18 protein-coding genes are annotated in these 21,053 nt (G+C 72.3%); 12 read left to right on the top strand and 6 right to left on the bottom strand.

Annotated elements, in window-relative coordinates; genetic code table 11:
- The first annotated feature begins 188 nt into the window (after positions 1–188).
- The gene (locus tag AB0C76_RS34625; RefSeq protein WP_359973308.1) at positions 189–2,213 is read left to right on the top strand and encodes a transglycosylase domain-containing protein; all 2,025 of its coding nucleotides are present in this window, start codon (positions 189–191) and stop codon (positions 2,211–2,213) included.
- A 64-nt stretch (positions 2,214–2,277) separates the two neighbouring features.
- On the opposite strand, the gene AB0C76_RS34630 is transcribed toward AB0C76_RS34625, so the two are convergent.
- A complete protein-coding gene (locus tag AB0C76_RS34630; RefSeq protein WP_359973311.1) occupies positions 2,278–3,771 on the bottom strand; it encodes an MFS transporter in 1,494 nt (497 codons plus the stop codon).
- A 216-nt stretch (positions 3,772–3,987) separates the two neighbouring features.
- Between AB0C76_RS34630 and AB0C76_RS34635 the strand changes: the two genes are divergently transcribed.
- From AB0C76_RS34635 to AB0C76_RS34660, 6 genes are all read left to right on the top strand, one after another.
- A complete protein-coding gene (locus AB0C76_RS34635; RefSeq protein ID WP_359973313.1) occupies positions 3,988–4,359 on the top strand; it encodes a YciI family protein in 372 nt (123 codons plus the stop codon).
- Positions 4,360–4,379: 20 nt separating this feature from the next.
- Positions 4,380–5,627 (top strand): DUF6596 domain-containing protein, encoded by a 1,248-nt coding sequence (locus AB0C76_RS34640; RefSeq protein WP_359973315.1) that lies wholly within the window; start codon positions 4,380–4,382, stop codon positions 5,625–5,627.
- 119 nt (positions 5,628–5,746) lie between these two features.
- Positions 5,747–6,151, top strand: coding sequence for a hypothetical protein (locus AB0C76_RS34645; protein ID WP_359973317.1), 405 nt, complete (start codon positions 5,747–5,749; stop codon positions 6,149–6,151).
- 220 nt (positions 6,152–6,371) lie between these two features.
- Positions 6,372–7,202 (top strand): VWA domain-containing protein, encoded by an 831-nt coding sequence (locus AB0C76_RS34650; protein ID WP_359973319.1) that lies wholly within the window; start codon positions 6,372–6,374, stop codon positions 7,200–7,202.
- 291 nt (positions 7,203–7,493) lie between these two features.
- Complete coding sequence (locus tag AB0C76_RS34655) at positions 7,494–8,558, top strand: lactonase family protein (RefSeq protein ID WP_359973321.1); 1,065 nt, start codon at positions 7,494–7,496, stop codon at positions 8,556–8,558.
- Positions 8,559–9,049: 491 nt separating this feature from the next.
- Positions 9,050–10,312, top strand: coding sequence for a hypothetical protein (locus AB0C76_RS34660; protein ID WP_359973323.1), 1,263 nt, complete (start codon positions 9,050–9,052; stop codon positions 10,310–10,312).
- Positions 10,313–10,364: 52 nt separating this feature from the next.
- Here AB0C76_RS34660 and AB0C76_RS34665 read toward each other — a convergent pair whose 3' ends face one another.
- Positions 10,365–11,288, bottom strand: coding sequence for a LysR substrate-binding domain-containing protein (locus tag AB0C76_RS34665; RefSeq protein WP_359973325.1), 924 nt, complete (start codon positions 11,286–11,288; stop codon positions 10,365–10,367).
- Between the two features lie 265 nt (positions 11,289–11,553).
- Between AB0C76_RS34665 and AB0C76_RS34670 the strand changes: the two genes are divergently transcribed.
- The 5 genes from AB0C76_RS34670 to aspA all read left to right on the top strand — a co-directional run bounded on the left by AB0C76_RS34670 (position 11,554) and on the right by aspA (position 17,116).
- Positions 11,554–12,342, top strand: coding sequence for a gamma-glutamyl-gamma-aminobutyrate hydrolase family protein (locus AB0C76_RS34670; RefSeq protein WP_359973327.1), 789 nt, complete (start codon positions 11,554–11,556; stop codon positions 12,340–12,342).
- An 86-nt stretch (positions 12,343–12,428) separates the two neighbouring features.
- Positions 12,429–13,106 carry a FadR/GntR family transcriptional regulator gene (locus tag AB0C76_RS34675; protein WP_359973360.1) on the top strand — a complete coding sequence of 226 codons (678 nt, stop codon included), beginning with the start codon at positions 12,429–12,431 and terminating at the stop codon, positions 13,104–13,106.
- Positions 13,103–14,542, top strand: a complete 1,440-nt coding sequence (locus AB0C76_RS34680) for an amino acid permease (RefSeq protein ID WP_359973330.1) — start codon at positions 13,103–13,105, stop codon at positions 14,540–14,542. Before AB0C76_RS34675 ends, AB0C76_RS34680 begins: the two co-directional genes overlap by 4 nt.
- A gap of 107 nt (positions 14,543–14,649) precedes the next feature.
- Positions 14,650–15,666 (top strand): asparaginase, encoded by a 1,017-nt coding sequence (locus AB0C76_RS34685; protein ID WP_359973332.1) that lies wholly within the window; start codon positions 14,650–14,652, stop codon positions 15,664–15,666.
- A 40-nt stretch (positions 15,667–15,706) separates the two neighbouring features.
- Positions 15,707–17,116: an aspartate ammonia-lyase gene (aspA, locus tag AB0C76_RS34690; RefSeq protein ID WP_359973334.1), complete on the top strand. Its 1,410-nt coding sequence runs from the start codon at positions 15,707–15,709 to the stop codon at positions 17,114–17,116.
- Between the two features lie 240 nt (positions 17,117–17,356).
- Here the strand turns inward: aspA and AB0C76_RS34695 are convergent, their stop codons facing one another.
- The 4 genes from AB0C76_RS34695 to AB0C76_RS34710 all read right to left on the bottom strand — a co-directional run bounded on the left by AB0C76_RS34695 (position 17,357) and on the right by AB0C76_RS34710 (position 20,930).
- Positions 17,357–18,136, bottom strand: coding sequence for a hypothetical protein (locus AB0C76_RS34695; RefSeq protein ID WP_359973336.1), 780 nt, complete (start codon positions 18,134–18,136; stop codon positions 17,357–17,359).
- On the bottom strand, positions 18,133–18,663 hold the full coding sequence (locus tag AB0C76_RS34700; RefSeq protein ID WP_359973338.1) for a SigE family RNA polymerase sigma factor: 531 nt from the start codon (positions 18,661–18,663) through the stop codon (positions 18,133–18,135). Before AB0C76_RS34700 ends, AB0C76_RS34695 begins: the two co-directional genes overlap by 4 nt.
- Before the next feature lie 131 nt (positions 18,664–18,794).
- The gene (locus tag AB0C76_RS34705; RefSeq protein WP_359973341.1) at positions 18,795–19,820 is read right to left on the bottom strand and encodes an expansin EXLX1 family cellulose-binding protein; all 1,026 of its coding nucleotides are present in this window, start codon (positions 19,818–19,820) and stop codon (positions 18,795–18,797) included.
- A 102-nt stretch (positions 19,821–19,922) separates the two neighbouring features.
- Entirely contained in the window at positions 19,923–20,930 is a 1,008-nt protein-coding gene (locus tag AB0C76_RS34710) for a LacI family DNA-binding transcriptional regulator (protein WP_359973343.1), read from the bottom strand.
- Positions 20,931–21,053 lie beyond the last annotated feature (123 nt).

Raw genomic sequence — 21,053 nt, forward strand, 5'->3', positions numbered from 1 at the left:
AGGTGTGTGGTCACCGGGTGTGAGCGCAGCCTCGCGCCCCGGGCCGGTTCCGCCCCTGGTGAGGCCCGCATTCCGCCTCGTTGCAAGGCTGTGACAAAGCAGTGACAGTGCTGCGCGGACTTCCGTCCGGTTCTCTCATGTCGTGCACGTATGGTCGCGGCATGCGAGAGAAGAGGCGGGGAACAGGTGTGAACAAGCTCGGGGCCGGTGTGCGGCTGCTCGGTGTGAGCGGCATAGCCGGGGTGGTCGTGGCGGGCATAGCCCTGCCGGCGGTGGGGGCGGTCGGCCTCGGGGCGCAGTCCGCCGCCGACGACTTCCAGAACCTCCCGGACGACTTCAAGACCCCGCCGCTGTCCCAGGCATCGACGATCTACGACGCGCAGGGCGGCGTGATCGCCACCGTCTACGACCGCGACCGCACGATCGTCCCCGGGGACCAGATCTCCCCGCTGGTGAAGACGGCCCTCGTGGACATCGAGGACAACCGCTACTTCGAGCACGGCGCGATCGACCTCAAGGGCGTCCTCCGGGCCCTGAACAAGAACGCCGCCACGGGCAGCAGCCAGGGCGCCTCGACGCTCACGCAGCAGTACGTGAAGAACGTCTTCGTCGAGGAGGCGGGCGACGACCCGGCGAAGGTCCAGGAGGCGCAGCGGCAGACGGTCGGCCGCAAGATCCAGGAGCTGAAGTACGCGATCAAGGTCGAGGAGACCCTCACCAAGGACCAGATCCTCACCAACTACCTGAACATCACGTACTTCGGGCAGCATGCCTACGGCGTCGAGGCGGCGGCCCACCGCTACTTCGGCGTCCACGCGAAGGACCTCACCCTGCCGCAGGCCGCGCTGCTGGCGGGCCTGGAGCAGTCGCCGAGCGGCTACGACCCGGTGGCGCACCCGGACGACGCCAAGGCCCGGCGGGACACCGTGCTGAAGAAGATGGCCGAGTTCGGGCACATCACCAAGGAGCAGGAGCAGCAGGCGATCGCGAGCCCGCTGGGGCTGAACATCCAGTCGTCGCCGCAGGGGTGCATCACGGCCAAGCAGGGCGAGGGCTTCTTCTGCGACTACGCGCGCCAGGTGGTGCTGACCGATCCGGCGTTCGGGAAGAGCGCGGCCGAGCGGAAGGCGTTGTGGAACCGCGGCGGCCTGCAGATCCACACGACGCTCGACCCCAAGGCGCAGGCGGCGCTCAACGACTCGGTGACCAAGGGCGTGTACCCGGGCGACCTGGCGGCGACGGCGATGAGCATCGTCCAGCCGGGCACCGGCAAGATCCTCGCCATGGGCCAGAGCCGCCCGTACGGCGTCGACGACACCAAGCACGAGACCCAGATCAACTACAACGTCGAGAAGTCGATGGGCGGCGGGTCCGGCTTCCAGACCGGGTCGACGTTCAAGCCGATCGTCGCGGCGGCGGCCCTGGAGGCGGGCATCGCGCCGAACCAGAGCTACACGACGGACTACAGCATCCCGTGGCCGGCGATGAAGGACTGCAACGGCGGCAAGTTCCCGTCGACCGAGACGCTGCACAACGACAGCCCGACCCTCAAGGGCCAGTTCGACATGAAGACGGCGATGGCGCAGTCGGTCAACACCTACTTCGCCAAGCTGGAGGCCGACGCCGGGCTGTGCTCCGTCGCCCAGATGACCAACAAGCTGGGCATCACGGCGCAGGCCGGCGGCGAGAAGCTCCAGGTCGTTCCGTCGATGACGCTGGGCAGCAACTCGCTGACCCCGCTGGAGATGGCGAACGTCTACGCGACGTTCGCCGCGCACGGCACCTACTGCAAGCCGACCGCGATCACCGGGGTGACCGGCCCGGACGGGAGGCAGCTGGCGGTGCCGGAGGCGAACTGCACCTCCGTGATGTCCTCGGACACGGCCGACACCGTCACCACGATGCTCAAGGGCGTGGTCGAGGACGGCACCGGCAAGCCGGCCGGTCTCTCCGGCCGCGACAGCGCGGGCAAGACCGGCACCACCAACGGCAGCCGCCAGGTGTGGTTCGTCGGCTACACCCCCGAGATGGCGGGCGCGACGGTCGTCAGCGACACGGCCGTGCAGAAGCCGCTGGACGGGCAGCGGATCGGCGGCCACGTCGTCGACCAGGCCTTCGGCGGCACGCTGGCCGGGCCGATCTGGAGCGGTGCCATGGACGGCGCGCTGAGCGGTGTGCCGGCGGGCACGCTGACGACGGTGCCGCTGCCGTAGCGACGAAGTGCTGAGGCCCCGCCGCTCGCCCGTACCCGGGGGAGCGGCGAGGCCGTCCCGTCCCCTATGCGTGAGCGGCCTCGTAGCCGGGGGCCGCGGCCGGGGCGTCCGGGGCCTTCGGGCGCATCGCGTACGTCAGGACGGCCAGGGCGGCGAAGATCACTGCCGCGACCGCACCGGTGACGTGCAGCGCGGAGGTGAACGCCTCCCGCGCGGTGTGCAGGAGGTCCGCGGCCCGGTCGGCCGGGAGGTGCCCGGCGGCGGCGACCGCGCCCGCGAGCGAGTCGGATGTGCCGTGCGTGCGGGCGCGGTAGACCGCTGCGGCCAGCGCGCCGAGGAGCGCGAAGCCCAGCGAGCCGCCGAAGTAGTTGCCGGTCTCCGACATCGCCGCGGCCGATCCGGCGCGCTCCGGCGGGACGGAACCCATGACGAGCCCGGTGCCGAGCGCGAACAGCGGGCCGGTGCCGAGCGCCAGGACGGCGACGCCGGTGATGACCAGCGGCAGGCTGCCGGGACCGTCCACGGCGGTCAGCAGCAGGCCGCCGAGCGCGGAGAACGCCAGCCCGCCGGTGATCGCGGTCGGCCGGCCCACCCGCCGGGCCAGGAGCGGCGAGCCCATCGTGCCGGCCGCCACGGCCAGGCCCATCGGCGCGAACAGCACGGCGGACGCGAGCGGCGAGTGCCCGAGGACGCTCTGCAGGTACTGCGTCACCGACAGGCCCGTCCCGGCCATCGCGACGCCGGCGAACACCAGCGCGAGGAGGACGGCCGTGAACGGGCGGCTGCGCAGCAGGCGGAGGTCCAACAGGGGTGCTTCCAGGCGCAGTTGGCGCCGTACGAACAGCGTGCCGACCGCCGCGCCCACGGCCAGGGCCGCAGAAGGCACGGCGGGCGCGCTCCCGACCGCCAGCTGCTTGAGCCCGTAGACCGCCGGGAGCACCGCCCCCAGCGACAGCCCCACGCTGGTGAGGTCCAGCCGCCCCGACCGGTCGCCGCGGGACTCCGGCAGCAGGAACGGCCCGGTCAGGAGCAGCACCGCCATCGCCGGCACGGCGGCCAGGAACACCGACCCCCACCAGAAGTGCTGGAGCAGGAACCCGGCGAGCACCGGCCCGAGCGCGCCCCCGGCGAACTGGCAGGTCGCCCACACCGCGATGGCCCGCCCGCGCTGCCGCCCGTCCCGGAACAGGTCGGTGATCAGCGCGAGCGTGGACGGCGCCAGCGTCGCCCCGGCGACGCCGAGCAGCGCCCGGACGAGGATCAGCACCAGTGGGTCGGTGGCGAAGGCCGCCGCGACCGACAGCACCGCGAACGCCGCGGCGCCGGTGAGCAGCAGCCGCCGGCGTCCGATCCGGTCACCGAGGGTGCCCATCGTGATGACCAGCGCGGCCACCGTGAGCCCGTAGCCGTCGCTGATCCACAGCTGCTGGACGTTGGTGGCGCCCAGGTCCGCGCTCAGCCGCGGGAGCGCGAGCAGCAGCGCCGTCACGTCCATCGCGACCAGCAGGGTGGGCAGCATCAGGACGGCCAGGGCCGGCCATGCCCGTTCGACTCGCATCTTCGTGACCTCCGGATCTCCGTACGTTGCGCGGGCTGGTCGGAGCCGGGGGAGCGTTCTTGACATCCGCAGGACGCGCGAGGGCCGTGCGGCGGGAAGAGAGTCGTGGGAAATTTCTCCGGGGAACGTCCCGAGGGATGTCAAGACGGCGCCGGCGGCTCCGACCAACCGGTCGAGAGGGCCCCGCCGGGGCCCGCGCACCGCGAGGAGCACGCGATGAAGTTCGTGATCGGCCTGCACATCAACCCGGCCGTGCTGGACGCGCTGACCGACGAGGAGAAGGCGGCGATCGGCGCCGGCCACGGCCGGTTCATCGACGCACTGAAGGAGTCCGGCGAGCTGATCGTCACCCAGGCGCTGGTCGACCCGTCCCAGGCGGCCGTGGTGACCGTCCGGGACGGGCAGCCGGTGGTGACCGACGGCCCGTTCCTGGAAGCCAAGGAGTTCCTCGGCGGCTTCTACCTCGTCGACTGCGAGGACAAGGAGCGCGCGATCGAACTCGCGGCGCAGATCCCCGACGCCGCGATCCCGGGACTGGGGGTCGAGGTGCGCCAGGTCATGTTCTCCGACGGACACTTGGAGGCATGACGTACGGCAAGGCGCATGGCATGACCCCCGGAACGACCCCCGGCAGTCCGCACGGCACGGCGGCGCACGACTTCGAGGACCTGCTGCGTGAACTCGCGCCGCAGGTCCTCGGCACGCTGGTGCGGCGGCACGGACGGTTCGAGGGCTGCGAGGACGCCGTGCAGGAGGCCGTCCTCGCGGCCGCCGTGCAGTGGCCGGACGAGGGCGTGCCGGACAATCCGCGCGGCTGGCTGGTGACGGTCGCCTCCCGCCGCCTCGTCGACCGGATGCGCAGCGACCACGCGCGCCGCGAACGCGAGGCGGCGACGGCGTTCGAGGTGCGGCCCGAGGACGTGCCGGACACCGACGACACGCTCGTCCTGCTGTTCCTGTGCTGCCACCCGACGCTGACCGCGGCCTCCCAGACCGCCCTGACCCTGCGGGCGGTCGGCGGCCTGACCACCGCCGAGATCGCCCGCGCGTTCCTGGTCCCGGAGGCCACGCTCGCAGCCAGGATCAGCCGGGCCAAGCAGCGCATCAGGGCCGCCGGCGGTTCCTTCACCCTCCCCGAGGGCGCGGAGCGCGAGGATCGGCTGCGGGTGGTCCTGCACGTCCTCTACCTGATCTTCAACGAGGGCTACACCGCCACCTCGGGCGCCGACCTCGACCGCCCCGACCTCGCCCGCGAGGCGATCCGCCTGACCCGCACGGTGCATGCCCAGCTGCCCGACGACCCCGAGGTCACCGGGCTGCTCGCCCTGATGCTCCTCACCCACGCCCGCCGCGAGGCCCGGACGACGTCCGCCGGCGACCTGGTCCCCCTCGCCGACCAGGACCGGACGGACTGGGACCGCACCCTGATCGACGAGGGCCTGGCCCTCGCCAAGGCGTCCCTGGCCGGCCCCGCCCTCGGCCCGTACCAGCTCCAGTCCGCGATCGCGGCGACGCACGCGGCCGCGGCGACGGCAGAGCAGACCGACTGGCACCAGGTGCACGCGCTCTACCTGATCCTCGAACGCATCGCCCCCAACCCGATGGTCACCCTCAACCGTGCGATCGCCCTCGCCGAAACCGAGGGCCCCGAGGCGGGCCTGGCCCTCCTCGCCAGCCTCGACGCGGACCCGAGGATGGCCACCCACCACCGCCTCCTCTCCGTCCGCGCCCACCTCCTGGAACGCACCGGCGACCGGGCCGCCGCCCACGACCACTTCCGCCGCGCGGCCAGGGCCACGGCGAGCACCGCCGAACAGCGCTACCTGGAGTCGCGTGCGGCGAGGTTGCGGTCGTAGCTCTGCGGCCGTAGCTCTGCGGGCGGTATCGCCCGTTTGAGTGCAATCCGGGCTTCTCGGGCGGTTGGTCGGGATCGGTCAGGGAGACTGGATCTCCTTTCCCGGATGAGGAGTTCGGCATGAGTGAGGCGCGACGGTCGGCACCGCTGGAGGCGGATCTGACGAAGCTGTTGAGCGGGGTCGGGCTGCCCGTCAGCTCCACCGGGGACCGGCGGACAGCCGAGGGGGTCGTCGTCACGGCGAACGGCGGCAGCGCCACCGTGGAGTGGTTCGCACCCCTGAAGACCCGCAAGGCCGCGGCGGCCGAGCATTCGGAGGGACTGGTGAACGGGAAGGCCGTGATGCTTCATCAGACCGCGCGCGACTACGTGCACCAGATGATCTACGCGTTCCTGTCCGCCTGGGGGTACGAGATCGAACAGGACTCCACGGGAGCGCTTCGGGTTTCGCGGTCGGCCAAGGTCATCTCGCTCGGGGCGCAGGACGACGGGGACGGGACCGCGGGTGTGCTGGTGAGTGTGTAGGGCCCTCCTCTACGGCAGGACCCGGCGGAGGACAGGGCCCGAACCGCCCGTCCTTCCCCGATATCGCCGGGAACCTCCCGATGACCTCCACCTCGATCTGGCATGCTGCGCGAGCCGCGGCCCGGGACCGGTTTCGCGGTAGTGTGGGTGCCGGTTCCGGTCGTGTTGCCGGCTGGGTTTCAGGGCCGCTTGACCTGCGTGTTTTTTGGGGGAGTGACACATGGCCGTCAGTCTCGACAAGGTCGAGCGGAGTGCGCCTGCGCTGGTGAGTCTCTACAAGACGGCCGACGCCTCGGTGGAGCGGCGTGGGCTGAGCGGTGAGCGCGTCGCGGTGTACCTGGTGATCGACTACTCCGGTTCGATGCGGCCCTTCTACAGGGACGGTAGCGTCCAGGCGCTGGCCGACCGGGTCCTGGGACTGTCGGCCAATCTGGACGACGACGGGAGCGTGCCGGTCCTCTTCTTCTCCACCGAGGTCGACGCCCAGACCGAGATCACCTTGGAGGATCACGAGGGCCGGATCGACCGGATCGTGGCCGGTCTCGGCCACATGGGCAAGACCAGCTACCACGTGGCGATGGACGCGGTGGTCCGGCACTACCGCGAGAGCGGTTCCACGGCCCCGGCCCTCGTCCTGTTCCAGACGGACGGCGGGCCGATCAACAAGGGCGCGGCGGAAGCACGCCTGTGCGAGGCGGCGAAGCTGCCGATCTTCTGGCAGTTCATCGGCTTCGGCGACCCGGACAGCAGGCAGTTCGACTTCCTGCGCAAGCTCGACCAGTTGGCGGTTCCGGAGAAGAGGCCCGTCGACAACGCCGGCTTCTTCCATCTGGGGCGTGATCCTCAGAAGATCTCCGACGCGAAGCTGTACGACCTGATGCTCGCCGAGTTCCCCAGCTGGCTTTCGGCTGCCCGGGCCCAGGGCATCGCGCCGGAAGGTCCGCAGCCGCGGACAACGGTTGCTCCCCGCACCGAGCACCCCGTGCCCCTGCCCGAAAGCCGGGAGCGCCGGGGCCTCTGGGCCGGTGTGACCGCATGGCTGGGAAGGTGACACCGCACCGGCCTGTGGCGTGAGCCCGATGGCCCTGCCCCCGCAGCCGTCGATCTCGCCGACCTGGGGTTCAGCGCCGCCGCAGGCTTCGGCGAACCCCTGGACCGCCTCCTCGTCGCCGGCCACACCGGCGAGCATACGTGTGCTGATCCCAAGTCCCGTGAAGCGGATCGCTCGATGTCACAAGCCCTCAGACAGGCGGTTCGTGGGCTGGATTGGGCTGTTTGCAGAACGACGGCGCCCCTCGCACCGACGAGCAGAGAGCAGGCATTCGTGAATCACCCTCCGACCGTGTCGTCCGGCGGACTCCTGGTCGTCGGCAGCGCCGCCCCTGCCGACGCTCCCGGAGCGGGTCTGTGCGTCGTCCGCTACGACGGCGCCGGCGCCATGAGCCTCGTCCGGACAGTGCCGCTGGACCACCCCTCCTATGCGGCTGTTGATCCGACGCGCGGGGTCGTCCACGCCGTCCTGGAACGGGCGGTCGGAGGGGTCGTGTCCCTCCGGGTGGATCCCGACACCGGGTTCCGTGGGCCGCCGGCTGCCGCTGCCAGTGGTGGTGCGGGCCCCTGTCACGTCGCGGTCCACCCCAGTGGTTCGCACGTCTTCGCGGCGCACTACGGAGACGGCGCCCTCTCGGTCGTCCCGGTCGGCACCGACGGCACGGTCGCCGCTGCCGAGCCGGTGCAGATCCTCCGGCATCCAGGCCGGGAGGCGTCCGGGGAACTGCTCACGTCCCCGCATGCCCACATGGCGGCTCCCTCACCGGACGGGCGGTTCCTGCTGTGCACCGATCTCGGTACCGACCGGGTCTACGTCTACGCCTTCGATCCGGACAGCGGCCTGCTCACCGCCCACCGGACGGTGCACCTGCCGGCGGGCAGAGGCCCCCGGCACCTCGTGATCCATCCGTCGGGCCGGTACGCCTATGTTCTGAACGAACTCTCCTCGACCCTCACCGTCTGCACCTGGGACGGGCTCTCCGGCCGCCTCGAACCGGCCGCCGAGGTCGAGACCCGACAGGACCCGGGCGCGCCGAACCCCAACTCCGCCGCCGCGGTCCGGCTGTCCGGGGACGGCCGCTTCCTCTACACGACCAACCGCGGCGACGACGCGATCGCGGTCCACGCCGTCCACGATGACGGCGCGTCCGTGGAACTGCTCACCGCCGTTCCCTGCGGCGGGACGTGGCCGCGCGACATCGCACTCACCGCCGACGGCCTTCTCCTCTTCTGCGCCAACCAGCGCTCCGACACGGTCACGGCCTTCCGTCGCGACCCGTCCACCGGCCGTCTGAGCCCGGCCGGGGAGCCCCTGGCGGTCACCGAGCCCACGTCCGTCCTGCCGATCGGCGGCTGAGCGGAGGAGACGGGAGGTGCCCGCCACGAGGGTGTCGGGAGTCGACGGACGTGTGAGCGTTCTCCATGCCCGCGCCGGAGGGGTGCCGAGAGAGGGGACCCACGGCCCGGCGGGACGCGAAGCGGGCGGCCGAGAGCCGGTCGGCGTCATGAACCGACCGTGCTCGACGGCACTGCGCAGGTGCAGGACATGCATCGCCTCCGTCGTGCTGACGAGCCGTGACCCGGGCTTCCTGTCCTACTGTCTGACAGGTTGATGGGGCGATCCTGCGGGGTGCGGCGACGTGGTGTCAAGCCCGCTCCGCCTCCTGCTCGTTGGCGAGGGGGATCCGGTTTCTGTGACCGCCGCAGTCTCGTCGGGTCCGGTCGTGTGCGGACTTGTCTGGGCGACAAGACCGCATGTGATCGGATTTGATCGGGGTGGCCCTCGCAGGGCAGGCTCAGTGTCGTAAAGTGGCGGATCAGTCACGGTCCGGCACGGGAGGGAGCCGCATGTCCGGGACCGAGCACAGCAAACCGACCGCGCACGTCGTGGTCGGCTACACCCCTCAGGAAGGCTTCGTCGCCGTCCAACTCAGCCCGCCCCCGGCGGAATACGTGTGGCACGACCGGCAGGCCGAGCACTACCAGGAGCGGTTCGGGCCGGGCAACGGGTACCAGCAGTGGCTGGCCGTCGACGCCGGCACCGGCGCCGTGTGGTTCGGGGACACCGACTGGCGAACGCAGGACGGGGATGCCGTCCCCCGACTCCCGGGCCACCGCCGATCCGACCTGGGCGACGGCGCCCTGCCGTCCCCGGCGGTCTTCTCGCTGCTGCTCGCCCACCGAGCCGTCGACGAGCAGGGCGCTTGCACCTGGCGCTTCTTCACCGCGCAGGAGCTCTACGCACTGGCCCAGCGGATCCTGCCCGTGGTCCAGCGGGTGATCGGCTCGCTGCACCGCGTGGGCCCGACCGCGGACCTGGAGTGGTCCGCCGAGGCTGCCACGGCCTGGACCGATCTCGAACAGGGCTGCCGTTACGCGCTGGACGAGACGGGAGCGGTGACCTGGGCCGGACCCCGCATGAGCCGGGTCCCCGGATGGCGGGTCGAGGTGGCGGACTTCCTCGCCCGGAACCCGGAGCTGTGCGACCCGGCCTGGGCGACGGCCACCGACGCCGAACTGGACGCTTACGCCGCCTACGCGCCCGATTCCGGCTACGCCGGCGTGCCGGGACGGATGTGTGCCCCGGCGGACGTCGGGATCGAGGAGGGATACACCTTCTACGGCCACCGCGCGGCCCTGTACGCCTATCGGGCGGCCGCTTGCGGGGACCGCACCCCGGTCGAGGCCCGGCTCTGGCTCCGGAGCAGCGACGCCGGGCGGAGCAGCTGGGAGGCCGCCAAGGTCGCGGGGGCGAGTCTCGCCGACGCCCCCGACTGCGTGTTGGACCACCTCGCCGAAACGTTCCGCAGCGCTGCGGCGGACGAGGGCGTGGTCCTCACCGGCCTGCCGGCCTACCTGCGGCAGCAGCGGGCCGAGGAGCGGGCGGCGGTGGACGAGACGCTCGCCGCCACCGGGGAGGAGCTGAAGCGCCTGGAGGAGTTGCTCAAGGAGATCCGACTGGTCCGGAACACCATCCTGACCCGGGTCCTCAGCTGGACCGACGGACGGGACGACGAGGCGATCGCCCTGCTGGCGGCGATGTCCCCCGGCGCCGTGGCCGAGTGGCGGGAGCGGCTCACGGCCGACCAGAGCGTCCAGCCGGAGCGGTGAGCGGACCCGCAGGGCGCGGGTCCGCTTGCAGGGGTGGGACGTGGGACGCGCCTCACGACAGGGCGGCCAGCGCCTGCGCGGCGAGCATCTGCTCAAGGGCCAACAGGGCGTGCGGGGTGTGTCGGGTGTCGATGCGGACGGCGTAGATGAAGCGCGTCAGCTCCGGGTCGGCCAGGGGGCGCGCCACGACCCGGGTGCTACCGCGGGGGAGGGCCAGCTGGGGCATGACGGCGACGCAAAGGCCCTCGGCCACGAAGCCCAGCACGGTGTTGAAGTCGTCGCCCTCGTACTCCAGGCGGGCCTGGAAGCCCGGTGTCTTGGCCATCTGGGCGAGCAGTTCCAGGCGCAGCGCCGCCTCCGGGGCTGCTATCCACGTCTCGGAGGCGAGGGTCGCCAGGTCGATGACGTCCCGGTCGGCGAGGTGGTGGTCGGCCGGGACCACCGCCACGACCGGGTCCCTTGCGACCAGTGTCCGGCGCAGTGTCCGTGGCGCCGGCAGGGGGATGAAGTCGTAGTCGTAGCTGAGGGCCAGGTCCATGTCCCCGCGCTTGAGGCGGTTGTAGCTCGCGTCGGGTTCCAGTTGGGAGAGGCTGACCTGCACGTCGGGGTACGTCGTGTGGAGCTGTGCGAGCGCTTGCGGGACGATGCCGGTGGCGGCGGAGGCGAAGGCGCCGAGCCGGATCCGTCCGGCCGTGCCCGCGCGCATGGCGTCGAGTTCCACGGACGCCGCCGCCAGCGCGCTCCGGACGCGCTGTTCGGCGTCGAGGAGGACCTCGCCGGCCGGGGTGGCGCGCACGGGTCGGCGCTCCAGCACTCTGAGGCCCGTGCGGCGTTCGAGTTCGGCGACCTGTTGCGAGACGGCGGGCGCGCTGTAGCCGAGCTCGCGCGCGGCGGCGTTGAAGGAGCCGTGGCGGACGACGGCTTCGAGGGTGGCGAGCAGGCGGGGGTCGAGGCTCTGCACGGGGTTAAGACTCACTTATCTGTAGCGAAGACGTCTTTTCTTGTGCTTAAGGGTGAATGGCAGCAGGATTCTTGCTCGCGGCCCGGATGCGCAAGTGCCGGATGCCTGAGTGTCCGTTCCCGGGCCCGCAGCGAACCGTTCCCCCGTCCTCGGGCGCGTCCGTGTGCCCGTAGTGCCGTGCACCCCCTCCTCCGCAGTCCGTCCGTACGCGCGCCGGTCGGGCGGTCTGCCGAGGAGACGGCCGTCGACGATCTTCTCCCAGCCCCTGAAAGGAAGTGGTATGCCCAAGCCGCTTGTCGGACTCACCACCTACCTCACCGACGCCCAGTGGGGAGAGTGGGAGTTGCCCGCAGTGCTCCTGCCCGCGGCGTACGCCAGTGCCGTGCAGGCCGCGGGCGGCCGCGCGGTCCTGTTGCCGCCGGATGCTCCCGAGGCCGCGGCCGACGTCGTCGCGCGACTGGACGCACTCGTCCTCGCCGGCGGCGAGGACCTCGATCCTGCGCTCTACGGAGCGGAACCGCACCCGTGCTCGGGTGCCCCGGTCCGTGAACGCGACCGGTGGGAACTGGCCGTCCTGGCCGCTGGTCTCGCGCGGGACATCCCGGTGCTCGGGGTCTGCAGGGGAATGCAGTTGATGAACGTGCACGCGGGCGGGACATTGGTCCAGCACCTGCCCGAGAGGGTGGGGCACGACGGGCACAACGTGCACCCGGGCCACTTCGGCTCGCACGCCGTCACCACCGTCCCGCGCACCCGGGTCGGGGCGCTCCTGCCGGGAACGAGCCAGGTCGCCACGCACCACCACCAGGCGGTGGGGCGGCTCGGGGCAGGTCTGGTCGTGGCCGCCCACGCCGCGGACGGCACGGTGGAGGCGGTGGAGAGCACCCGGCACCGCTTCGCCGTCGGTGTGCAGTGGCACCCGGAGATGGCCTTCGATTCGGCGGTGGTGTACGCCCTGGTGGCCGCCGCGCGGTCCAGTGCCGACGCCCGTCCGGGCCGGGCGGGCGATCGGGGGGCCCACGCCGTCCGGGCGACAGCGCTCGCCGTCCCGTCGGCGCCGACCCCTTGACACCGCTCGGTCGCAACCCCCAGGATCAGCCCGTGAACCTGTCAGACAGCCAGACAGCAGGGTCGGCCCCCCGCCGCGTGAGCGCGATGGAAGCCGTGTTCGGGCACCTGCGCGGCGCCATCGAGCGCGGCGACTACGTCGTCGGGGACAAGCTCCCCTCCGAAGCGGAGCTGTGCCGCACCCTGGAGGTCAGCCGGCCCGTGCTGCGGGAGGCACTCCGGGCCCTCCAGGCCATGGGCCTGACCGTCTCGAAGACCGGCAAGGGCACCTTCGTCGTGGCGAACACGGTCGAGGACCCCACGTTCGGCGACTACGCGGCCAGCGACCTCCTGGAGGTGCGCCGGCACGTCGAGATCCCGGTCGCCGGGTACGCGGCGCTGCGCCGCACCCCGGAGGACCTGGACCACCTGTCCCACCTGCTCGACCGGATGGAGCGGGAGACCGACACCACCGCATGGGTCGCGCTGGACACCGTCTTCCACCTGGCGGTGGCCGAGGCCTCCCGCAACCCGGTCTTCCGCCGGGTCATCGAGGAGATCCGTGACGCACTGGCGCGTCAGTCGACCTTCCTCAACGAACTCGGCGGCCGGCGCGAGCAGTCGAACTGCGAGCACCGGGCGATCGTCGAGGCGCTGGTCGACGGTTCCGAGCCCGACGCGGTCGCGGCGATGTCGCACCACCTCCACCGCGTCGAGGCGACCCTGACCGACATCGTGCGCCCCGGGCGCACGCACACCCCCACGGAAGGCAGAGCCGAGGCGTGAGCGAGCAGTTCCTCAAGGACGAGAAGCGCCCCACGACCCGTCACGTCGACGCCGGTGACACCGGCTACAGCAAGTCCCTGAAGCCCCGTCACGTCAACATGATCGCCATCGGCGGTGCCATCGGCACCGGCCTCTTCCTCGGCGCGGGCGGACGGCTCGCCGACGCCGGGCCGTCCCTGTTCGTCGCGTACGCCGTCTGCGGCGTCTTCGCCTTCCTCGTCGTGCGCGCGCTCGGCGAGCTCGTCCTGTACCGCCCGTCCTCCGGTGCCTTCGTGTCGTACGCCCGGGAGTTCCTGGGGGAGAAGGGCGCGTACACCGCGGGCTGGATGTACTTCCTCAACTGGGCGACCACCGGCATCGCCGACATCACCGCCGTCGCCACGTACACCCACTACTGGCACCTGTTCTCCAGCGTCCCGCAGTGGGTGATCGCGCTCATAGCCCTGGCCGTGGTCCTCACGGTGAACCTCATCTCGGTGCGGATCTTCGGCGAGCTGGAGTTCTGGTTCGCCATCGTCAAGGTCGGCGCGCTGCTGGTGTTCATGGGCATCGCGATCTTCCTGCTGGTCACCGGGCACCCGGTCGACGGCGCCGTCCCCGGTCCGTCCCTGATCACCGACAACGGCGGGATCTTCCCCAACGGCCTGATGCCGATGCTGCTGATCATCCAGGGCGTCGTCTTCGCCTACGCCTCGGTGGAACTCGTCGGCGTCACGGCCGGGGAGACCGAGAACCCCGAGAAGATCATGCCGAAGGCGATCAACTCGATCATGTGGCGCGTCGGCCTGTTCTACGTCGGTTCGGTCCTCCTCCTGTCGATGCTGCTCCCGTGGAACAGGTACAGCTCCGGCCAGAGCCCGTTCGTGACCGTGCTCTCCCACATCGGCGTCCCGGCGGCCGGCGGCGTGATGAACCTGGTGGTCCTCACCGCGGCCATGTCCTCGCTCAACTCCGGCCTCTACTCGACCGGCCGCATCCTGCGCTCCATGGCCGTGAGCGGTTCGGCCCCCCGGTTCACCGCCCGGATGAGCCGCACCCAGGTGCCCTACGGCGGCATCCTGCTGACCAGCGGCATGTGCGTCCTCGGCGTCGGCCTCAACTTCGTGGTCCCCGCCGACGCGTTCGAGATCGTGCTGAACTTCGCGGCGATCGGCATCCTCGCCACCTGGGGCATGATCATGGTCTGCCACTACCTCTTCTGGCGCAAGACCCGCCAGGGCGAACTGACCCGGCCCGGCTACCGCCTGCCCGGCTCGCCGTGGACCGAGCTCGTCACGCTGGCCTTCCTCGTCTCCGTCCTGGTCCTCATGTACGCCGACGGCGGAGCCGGCCGCACCACCGTGCTGTGCCTGCCGCTGATCGTCGGAGCGCTGGTCGCCGGCTGGTACGCGATCCGCGGACGGATCGCGCGCGCCGCCGCCGACACCGACGGCTGAACCAGGCTGCCCCTCAACGGATCTGACGGTCCGCCACACTCCCCGTCGCGGGCCGCCACCCGTCGGCACACCGGTCAGCAGCACCTCCACCACCGATCGAGGCAGTCATGTTCAGCAGTCCCCTCGCGGACGCGCCCGCGATCCGCGAGCCCCGCCACGTGCCCGTCGCCCACGTCACCCGGGGCGGAGTGGTCGAGGGCACCCACCACGGCTCCGTCGTCGTCCTCGGCCGCGACGGCGGGGTCCGGTTCCAGCTGGGCGACATCGAGGCCGCCTGTTACCCGCGCTCGGCGCTCAAGCCGGTCCAGGCCGTCGCCATGGTCCGAGCAGGGCTGCCGCTCGACGGCGAACTGCTCTCCCTCGCCATGGGCAGCCACTCCGGCGAGGAGCGCCACCTCGCGGGAGCCCGGCGGATCCTGGACCTCGCCGGCCTCGCCGAGGACGACCTGCGCAACGTGCCGGACCTGCCGTACGACCCGGCCGTCCGCGACACCTGGGTCCGGGAGGGCCGCCCGCCCTCCCGGCTCGCCCAGAACTGCTCGGGCAAGCACGCCGCGATGCTCTACCTCTGCAAGCTCAACGGCTGGCCGCCGGCGGACTACGACGATCCCACCCACCCGCTGCAACGGGTGATCGCCGCGACCGTCGAAGAGCTCACCGGCCAGCGCATCGCGCACGTCACCGTGGACGGCTGCGGCACCCCGCTGTTCGCGGTCTCCCTGCACGGCCTCGCGCGCGCCGCCGCCCGCATCGCCACCGGCGCGCGCGGCACGCCCGAGTCCCGGGTGGCGGGCGCGCTGCGCGCGCATCCCGAGATGGCCTCCGGCGCCGGACGGGACGTGGCCGCGCTGATGCACGCGGTGCCCGGACTGCTGGCCAAGGACGGCTTCGAGGGCGTCCAGATCGCCGCGCTGCCGGACGGCCGTGCCGTCGCCGTGAAGATCGCCGACGGTGCGAACCGGGCACGCGTCCCGGTGGCAGCGGCCGGGCTGGCCCTGGCGGGAGTCGACCCGCGGCTGCTCACCGGGTTCGCGGGGGAGCCGGCGACCGGCGGTGGCCGGCCCGTGGGCGGCGTCCGGCCGGTGGCCGCACTGGACCCGTCGGCCCTGCTCGCCCCCGCGTGACCCGACCCGCCGTTCCCTGAAGAAGAGGACCCGCACACCCATGACCGCCGCCACCCGCAGCGAACACGACCTGCTCGGAAACCGCGACGTCCCCGCCGACGCCTACTGGGGCGTCCACACGCTGCGCGCCACCGAGAACTTCCCCATCACGGGCACGTCCATCTCCGCCTACCCGCACCTCATCGACGCCCTCGCCGCCGTCAAGGAGGCCGCCGCCCTCGCCAACGAGGAGCTCGGCCTGCTGGAGCCCGCGAAGGCCGGGGCGATCGTCGCCGCCTGCCGAGAGATCCGGGGCGGCAGGCTGCACGACCAGTTCGTCGTCGACGTCATCCAGGGCGGCGCCGGCACCTCGACCAACATGAACGCCAACGAGGTCGTGGCCAACCGGGCGCTGGAGCTGCTGGGGCACGCCAAGGGCGAGTACCGCCACCTGCACCCCAACGAGCACGTCAACCTCGGCCAGTCCACCAACGACGTCTACCCGACCGCCGTCCGGATCGCGACCGTGTTCGCCGTCCGCGGCCTGCTCGACGCGATGGCCGTCCTCCAGGACGCCTTCGCCCGCAAGGCCGTCGAGTTCCGCGACGTCCTGAAGATGGGCCGCACGCAACTGCAGGACGCCGTGCCGATGACGCTCGGGCAGGAGTTCTCGACGTTCGCGGTCATGCTCGACGAGGACCGCAGCCGGCTCGCGGAGGCCGTCGAGCTGATCCACGAGATCAACCTCGGCGCGACCGCGATCGGCACCGGCCTCAACGCGCCCGCCGGATACGCCGAGTCCGCGCGCCGCCACCTCGCCGAGCTCACCGGGCTGCCCCTCGTCACGGCGGCCAACCTGGTCGAGGCCACCCAGGACTGCGGCGCGTTCGTCCAGATGTCCGGCGTGCTCAAGCGCATCGCCGTCAAGCTGTCGAAGACCTGCAACGACCTGCGACTGCTGTCCTCGGGGCCGCGCGCGGGATTCGGCGAGATCAACCTGCCGCCGGTGCAGGCCGGTTCGAGCATCATGCCCGGCAAGGTGAACCCGGTGATCCCCGAGGTGGTCAACCAGGTCGCCTTCGAGGTGATCGGCAACGACGTCGCCGTCACCATGGCCGCCGAGGGTGGGCAGCTCCAGCTCAACGCCTTCGAGCCGATCATCCTGCACTCGTTGTCCGAGTCGATCACCCACCTGCGGGCGGCGTGCCTCACCCTCGCCGAGCGCTGCGTCGTCGGCATCACCGCCAACACCGAGGTGCTGCGCGCGGCCGTCGAGAACTCCATCGGCCTGGTGACCGCTCTCAACCCGCACATCGGGTACACGGCGGCGACCGACATCGCCAAGGAGGCCCTCGCCAGCGGCCGGGGCGTGGCCGAGCTCGTCCTGGAGAAGGGTCTGCTCCCGGCCGAGAGGCTCAGCGCGCTGCTGCGGCCCGAGGTGATCGCGGGCAGCGGCGCGCCAGTGGCCTGACGGCAGGCGCAGACGCGGCAGGTGTCCGAACGATGCGCCGCCGCACCGGGGTTCCGGTGCGGCGGCGCGTCGTGCGCTCATCGTTCGAGCGGGCACCGTGGTCGTGCCCGGGCGCGGTGAGGGTCGGCCCGCGGCCTCCGGATGCTCGTTCGCCCCGGGGCCGGGCCCGGGAGGACCGTGGACCCGCACGCGCCGGCGAGTCGCTGCGAGGGCGGTTCCATGTCCTCCCGGGCCCGGCCCTCACCGCGCCGGGGTGAAGCCTCCCCCGACGGACGCGGAACCGCCCGCCGACTGGGCGTCCACCCGGTAGCTGTCGTTCGCGGAACTGCGGACGCCGGTGGCGTGGTTGTACTGGCCCGCGAACTCGTGCTGGCCGGCGGGTACGGTACGGCCGGGTTTGAGGACCCAGCGGTAGACCAGTGCGCCGCCGGACTCCTGGGTGGTGACGGTGAAGTCGTCGCTCGGCAGGGTCCGCCAGTTACCGGTGTCGCGCACGTCGCCGGTCTGGGCGATGCGCAGCTCGACGGTGAGCGAGGTGAGCGGTTGGGCGGTCCTGAGGGTCAGGTTGTCCTGGCCCCAGTAGACGTTGCTGTGCGCGTCGATCGATCCCTCCGACCACAGCGGCCCGTTCTGGGCCCGGATGCTCGCGGACGGGGTCGGGCGCGCACCGGCCGGGGCGGTGGTGGCCGGAGCCGGGGCCGGGGCCGTGTTGGCGGCTGGGGCCGACGGTGTCGGCGAGGGCGTGACCGCCGGTGAGGGGGCCGAGGGCGCGGTCGTGGTGGTGTCCGACGGCGGCTGGGTCCGGACGATGCTCGCCACGGCGAGACCGCCGGTGGCCAGGATGCCGGCGGTGGCGAGGCCGGCGAGCGCGGCCTTGGGCCATGACCGCAGGCCCGACCGCGCGCGGTGACGGACGGCGGGGCCGGCCGCGCCGCGCTGCACGCGGGCCAGCATCCGCGCGCGGTCGGGCTGGTGGGCCTCGGCGGCCTCGTGCAGCTGCCGGGCGATGTGCTCGTTCACCGGTTCCTCCTTCCTGTCGCCAGTGCGCCGACCGCTCGCGCGCCGAGCAGTTGTTCCAGCTCGGCCATGCCCTTCGAGCTCTGGCTCTTCACCGTACCGACCGATATGCCGAGCGCCGCCGCGGTGTCCTTCTCCGAGAGGTCGAAGGCGTGGCGCAGCACCACGCAGGCCCGCTTGCGGAACGGCAGCCGGGCGAGCGCCGCGCGGACGTCCAGCACGGCTGCCACGTCCGGTCCTTCGGTCTTCTCCGGGCTGCGGGTCCAGAAGAGCAGGACCCGGCGCCGCTCGCGGACCGCGCTGCGGATCCGTGCGCGAGCCATGTTGGCGACCACCCCGCGGGCGTAGGCGAGCGGGTGGTCGGCGGCGCGGAGCCGGTCCCAGCGTTGCCACAGCGCGATCAGGGCGTCCGCGGCGAGGTCGTCGGCGGCGTCCGTCTCACCGGTCAGGAGGTGGGCGAGACGGGCGAGTTCGGCGTAGTGGCGTTCGAAGAAGTCGTGGAACTCCGCGGACGCGTCATCGAGGAGCATTTCCCCCGGTCGCCCTCTCCCTGCAATGTGAGCGTTAACAATCAGCATGAGCGTAGCAGTGCCCGTTTCCAGGGTGCGGCGGTGGTCGCCCCGGAGGGATGTCCCCGACGGCCGACGGGCGAGCAGTGCGGTCAATGCCGGGCGAACTGGACTCGGGTCGGCTGGGCGACGTCCGGTTTCACCGCGATCCCGTCCACGGTCAGCTGCTCCCCGTAGATGTCGGTGATCCTGATCGGGCCGCCGCACCCGCTGCCGTCCGGGGAGAGGAAGTAGTTGTAGTCGGTGCGGGACAGCTGCCGCCAGCCGCCGCCGGTCCGGACCTCCAGGGCCGCCACCGGGTTCCGGTGGCCGATCACCTGCATCCCGCACCACCACGGGCTGGATCCGGTCTTGTACCGGATCGACATCGTGGCGGGGGCCGTGCCGGGGCTCAGCAGCGTCCAGGTGATCGGGAGGCGGCCCACCGAGAGGTCCGCGAGCTTGGCGAAGGCCTCGTGGCTCAGGTCGAGCTGCCCGGGTGCGCAGGGCAGGGGGCACTCGTTGACGATCCGCACCGTGATGCTCGTCCCGTTGGCCGCGCGCACGAGCACGTACGCCCCGCACGCGCTGGACGTCTCGTAGTCGGTGTGGTTCATCGCCGCGATCATGAGGTCGCCGGACGGGCCGAACGAGCAGGCGCCGTTGCCGTCGGCGGCGTCGTAGGACGTCGCGACGCCCTGGTAGCTCGCCCCGGGCTTGATCCGTCCGGCCAGGGACGCCCTGGCTGCCGCGGCGAGGGTGCCGCTGGTGTCCGCCGCGGAGGACGGTGAGGGGGCGGTCGCGGTGGCCGACGGCCGCGGGGTGGCCGTGGGCGACGGCGAGGGGGTGCCGGTGGCCGAGGGCGAGGGTGCGGGGCTGGTGGTCGTCGGCGTCGTCGAGGGCGTGGCGGCGGCCGGGACGATGGTGCCCGGCGGGGTGCCGGGCGGGGCGCTCGGCTCGGTGGCCGCGACGGACGCCGGGGCGGGCATCCCGGCGTCGACGACGCCGCCCCCGCCGTCCGGCAGGAGTGCGAAGGCCAGGCACACCAGCGCACCTACCGCGATCAGTGCCATCGGTATGCCCAGGGCCACCGCACGACTGCGGCTCGACAGCAGGGCGGCGTGCTTCTTCGCTTTCATTCCCGTCCATTCGGTAGATCGACTCGGTGTCGCACCCACCAGTGGGCGCCGGGGACGGAAAGGTTGCCGCGCGGGCGTGATTTCTTTCGGCCCGGGGAACGCTCAGCCCGATGCGCGGACGACCAGGTGGGTGGGGAGCACCACCGACTCGCCGCGTTCCGGGTTCCGTAGCAGCAACTCCATGGCGCGGGAACCGAGTTCCTCCACCGGCTGGCGGACCGTGGTCAGCCCCGGCCGGCACCGCGCCGCGACGGGGGCGTCGTCGAAGCCGATCAGCGCCACGTCCTCGGGCACCCGCAGGCCGTGCCGTCGCAAGGTCCTGAGGGCTCCCGCGGCCATCTGGTCGGAGGCGGCGAACACCGCGTTCAGCTCGGGGCGCTGGTCCAGCAGCCGCTGCATCGCGTGCTCACCGGAGGCGCTGCTGAAGTCGCCGTACGCCACGGCGGGCCGTGCCGCGGCGGCCGTCGCGGCCATCGCCTGGTGGTAGCCGGCCAGCCGGTCCGCGCCGGCGGCGGTGTCCGGTGGCCCGGCGATGGTGGCCACCGAGCGGCGACCGGACGCGCACAACCGCCGCACCGCGTTCCTCGCGCCGACGAGGTTGTCCGCGTCGACGAACGCCACCGCGCCCGGCTCCGGTGGCCTGCCCAGCGACACCACGGGCACCCTGGCCGCGTGCAGCAGCCGGGTGAGCCCGGTGTCCCCCCAGGGGCCGACCAGCAACACGCCGTCGACGTGGCCGCCGCACAGGTAGCGCACCAGCGGCGGCCGCCGGGAGCGCCTGGGCACGGTGAAGACGGCCAGCTCCCGCTCCGCGCCCGGCACGCAGCGCCGCAACCCGGCCAGCAGGCGAACCGGGAAGGCGTCCGCGTGGTACTGCAACGGATCCGCGAACACCACGATGGCGACCACGCCGGTCTCCCGGGTCCTGGCCGCCCGTCGGCGGACGTACGCCAACTCGCGCGCTGCGCGTTCCACCCGGGCCGCCACCTCGGTGGAGACCCGGGCGGAACGGTTCAGCACCCGGGAGGCGGTGGCGGTGGAGACGCCGGCGCGACGGGCGACCTCGGCCAGCGTCGGGGCGGGAGAGTCGTCGTGAGTGGGCTGGGGCATGGGGCCGTCCTGGCTCGGTCCTCGATACGGGAACTGCACCCCCGGACCTGCCGCCCACGCCGGGCCGCCATGCCGCCCACGCCGGGCCACCACCCCTGCCAGCTTGGTCGGTTGAACGACCAG

Origin of the sequence: Kitasatospora sp. NPDC048722 (assembly GCF_040650235.1) — a bacterium.
Classification (GTDB): domain Bacteria; phylum Actinomycetota; class Actinomycetes; order Streptomycetales; family Streptomycetaceae; genus Kitasatospora.

What these genes read in the sequence shown, in the direction of transcription:
- AB0C76_RS34675 (WP_359973360.1), top strand. Translation starts at nt 12,429, where the DNA reads ATGGAAGCCGTGTTCGGGCACCTGCGCGGCGCCATCGAGCGCGGCGAC.
- AB0C76_RS34640 (WP_359973315.1), top strand. Translation starts at nt 4,380, where the DNA reads ATGACCCCCGGAACGACCCCCGGCAGTCCGCACGGCACGGCGGCGCAC.
- AB0C76_RS34635 (WP_359973313.1), top strand. Translation starts at nt 3,988, where the DNA reads ATGAAGTTCGTGATCGGCCTGCACATCAACCCGGCCGTGCTGGACGCG.
- AB0C76_RS34660 (WP_359973323.1), top strand. Translation starts at nt 9,050, where the DNA reads ATGTCCGGGACCGAGCACAGCAAACCGACCGCGCACGTCGTGGTCGGC.
- AB0C76_RS34710 (WP_359973343.1), bottom strand. Translation starts at nt 20,930, where the DNA reads ATGCCCCAGCCCACTCACGACGACTCTCCCGCCCCGACGCTGGCCGAG.
- AB0C76_RS34685 (WP_359973332.1), top strand. Translation starts at nt 14,650, where the DNA reads ATGTTCAGCAGTCCCCTCGCGGACGCGCCCGCGATCCGCGAGCCCCGC.
- AB0C76_RS34705 (WP_359973341.1), bottom strand. Translation starts at nt 19,820, where the DNA reads ATGAAAGCGAAGAAGCACGCCGCCCTGCTGTCGAGCCGCAGTCGTGCG.
- AB0C76_RS34700 (WP_359973338.1), bottom strand. Translation starts at nt 18,663, where the DNA reads ATGCTCCTCGATGACGCGTCCGCGGAGTTCCACGACTTCTTCGAACGC.
- aspA (WP_359973334.1), top strand. Translation starts at nt 15,707, where the DNA reads ATGACCGCCGCCACCCGCAGCGAACACGACCTGCTCGGAAACCGCGAC.
- AB0C76_RS34670 (WP_359973327.1), top strand. Translation starts at nt 11,554, where the DNA reads ATGCCCAAGCCGCTTGTCGGACTCACCACCTACCTCACCGACGCCCAG.
- AB0C76_RS34645 (WP_359973317.1), top strand. Translation starts at nt 5,747, where the DNA reads ATGAGTGAGGCGCGACGGTCGGCACCGCTGGAGGCGGATCTGACGAAG.
- AB0C76_RS34630 (WP_359973311.1), bottom strand. Translation starts at nt 3,771, where the DNA reads ATGCGAGTCGAACGGGCATGGCCGGCCCTGGCCGTCCTGATGCTGCCC.
- AB0C76_RS34650 (WP_359973319.1), top strand. Translation starts at nt 6,372, where the DNA reads ATGGCCGTCAGTCTCGACAAGGTCGAGCGGAGTGCGCCTGCGCTGGTG.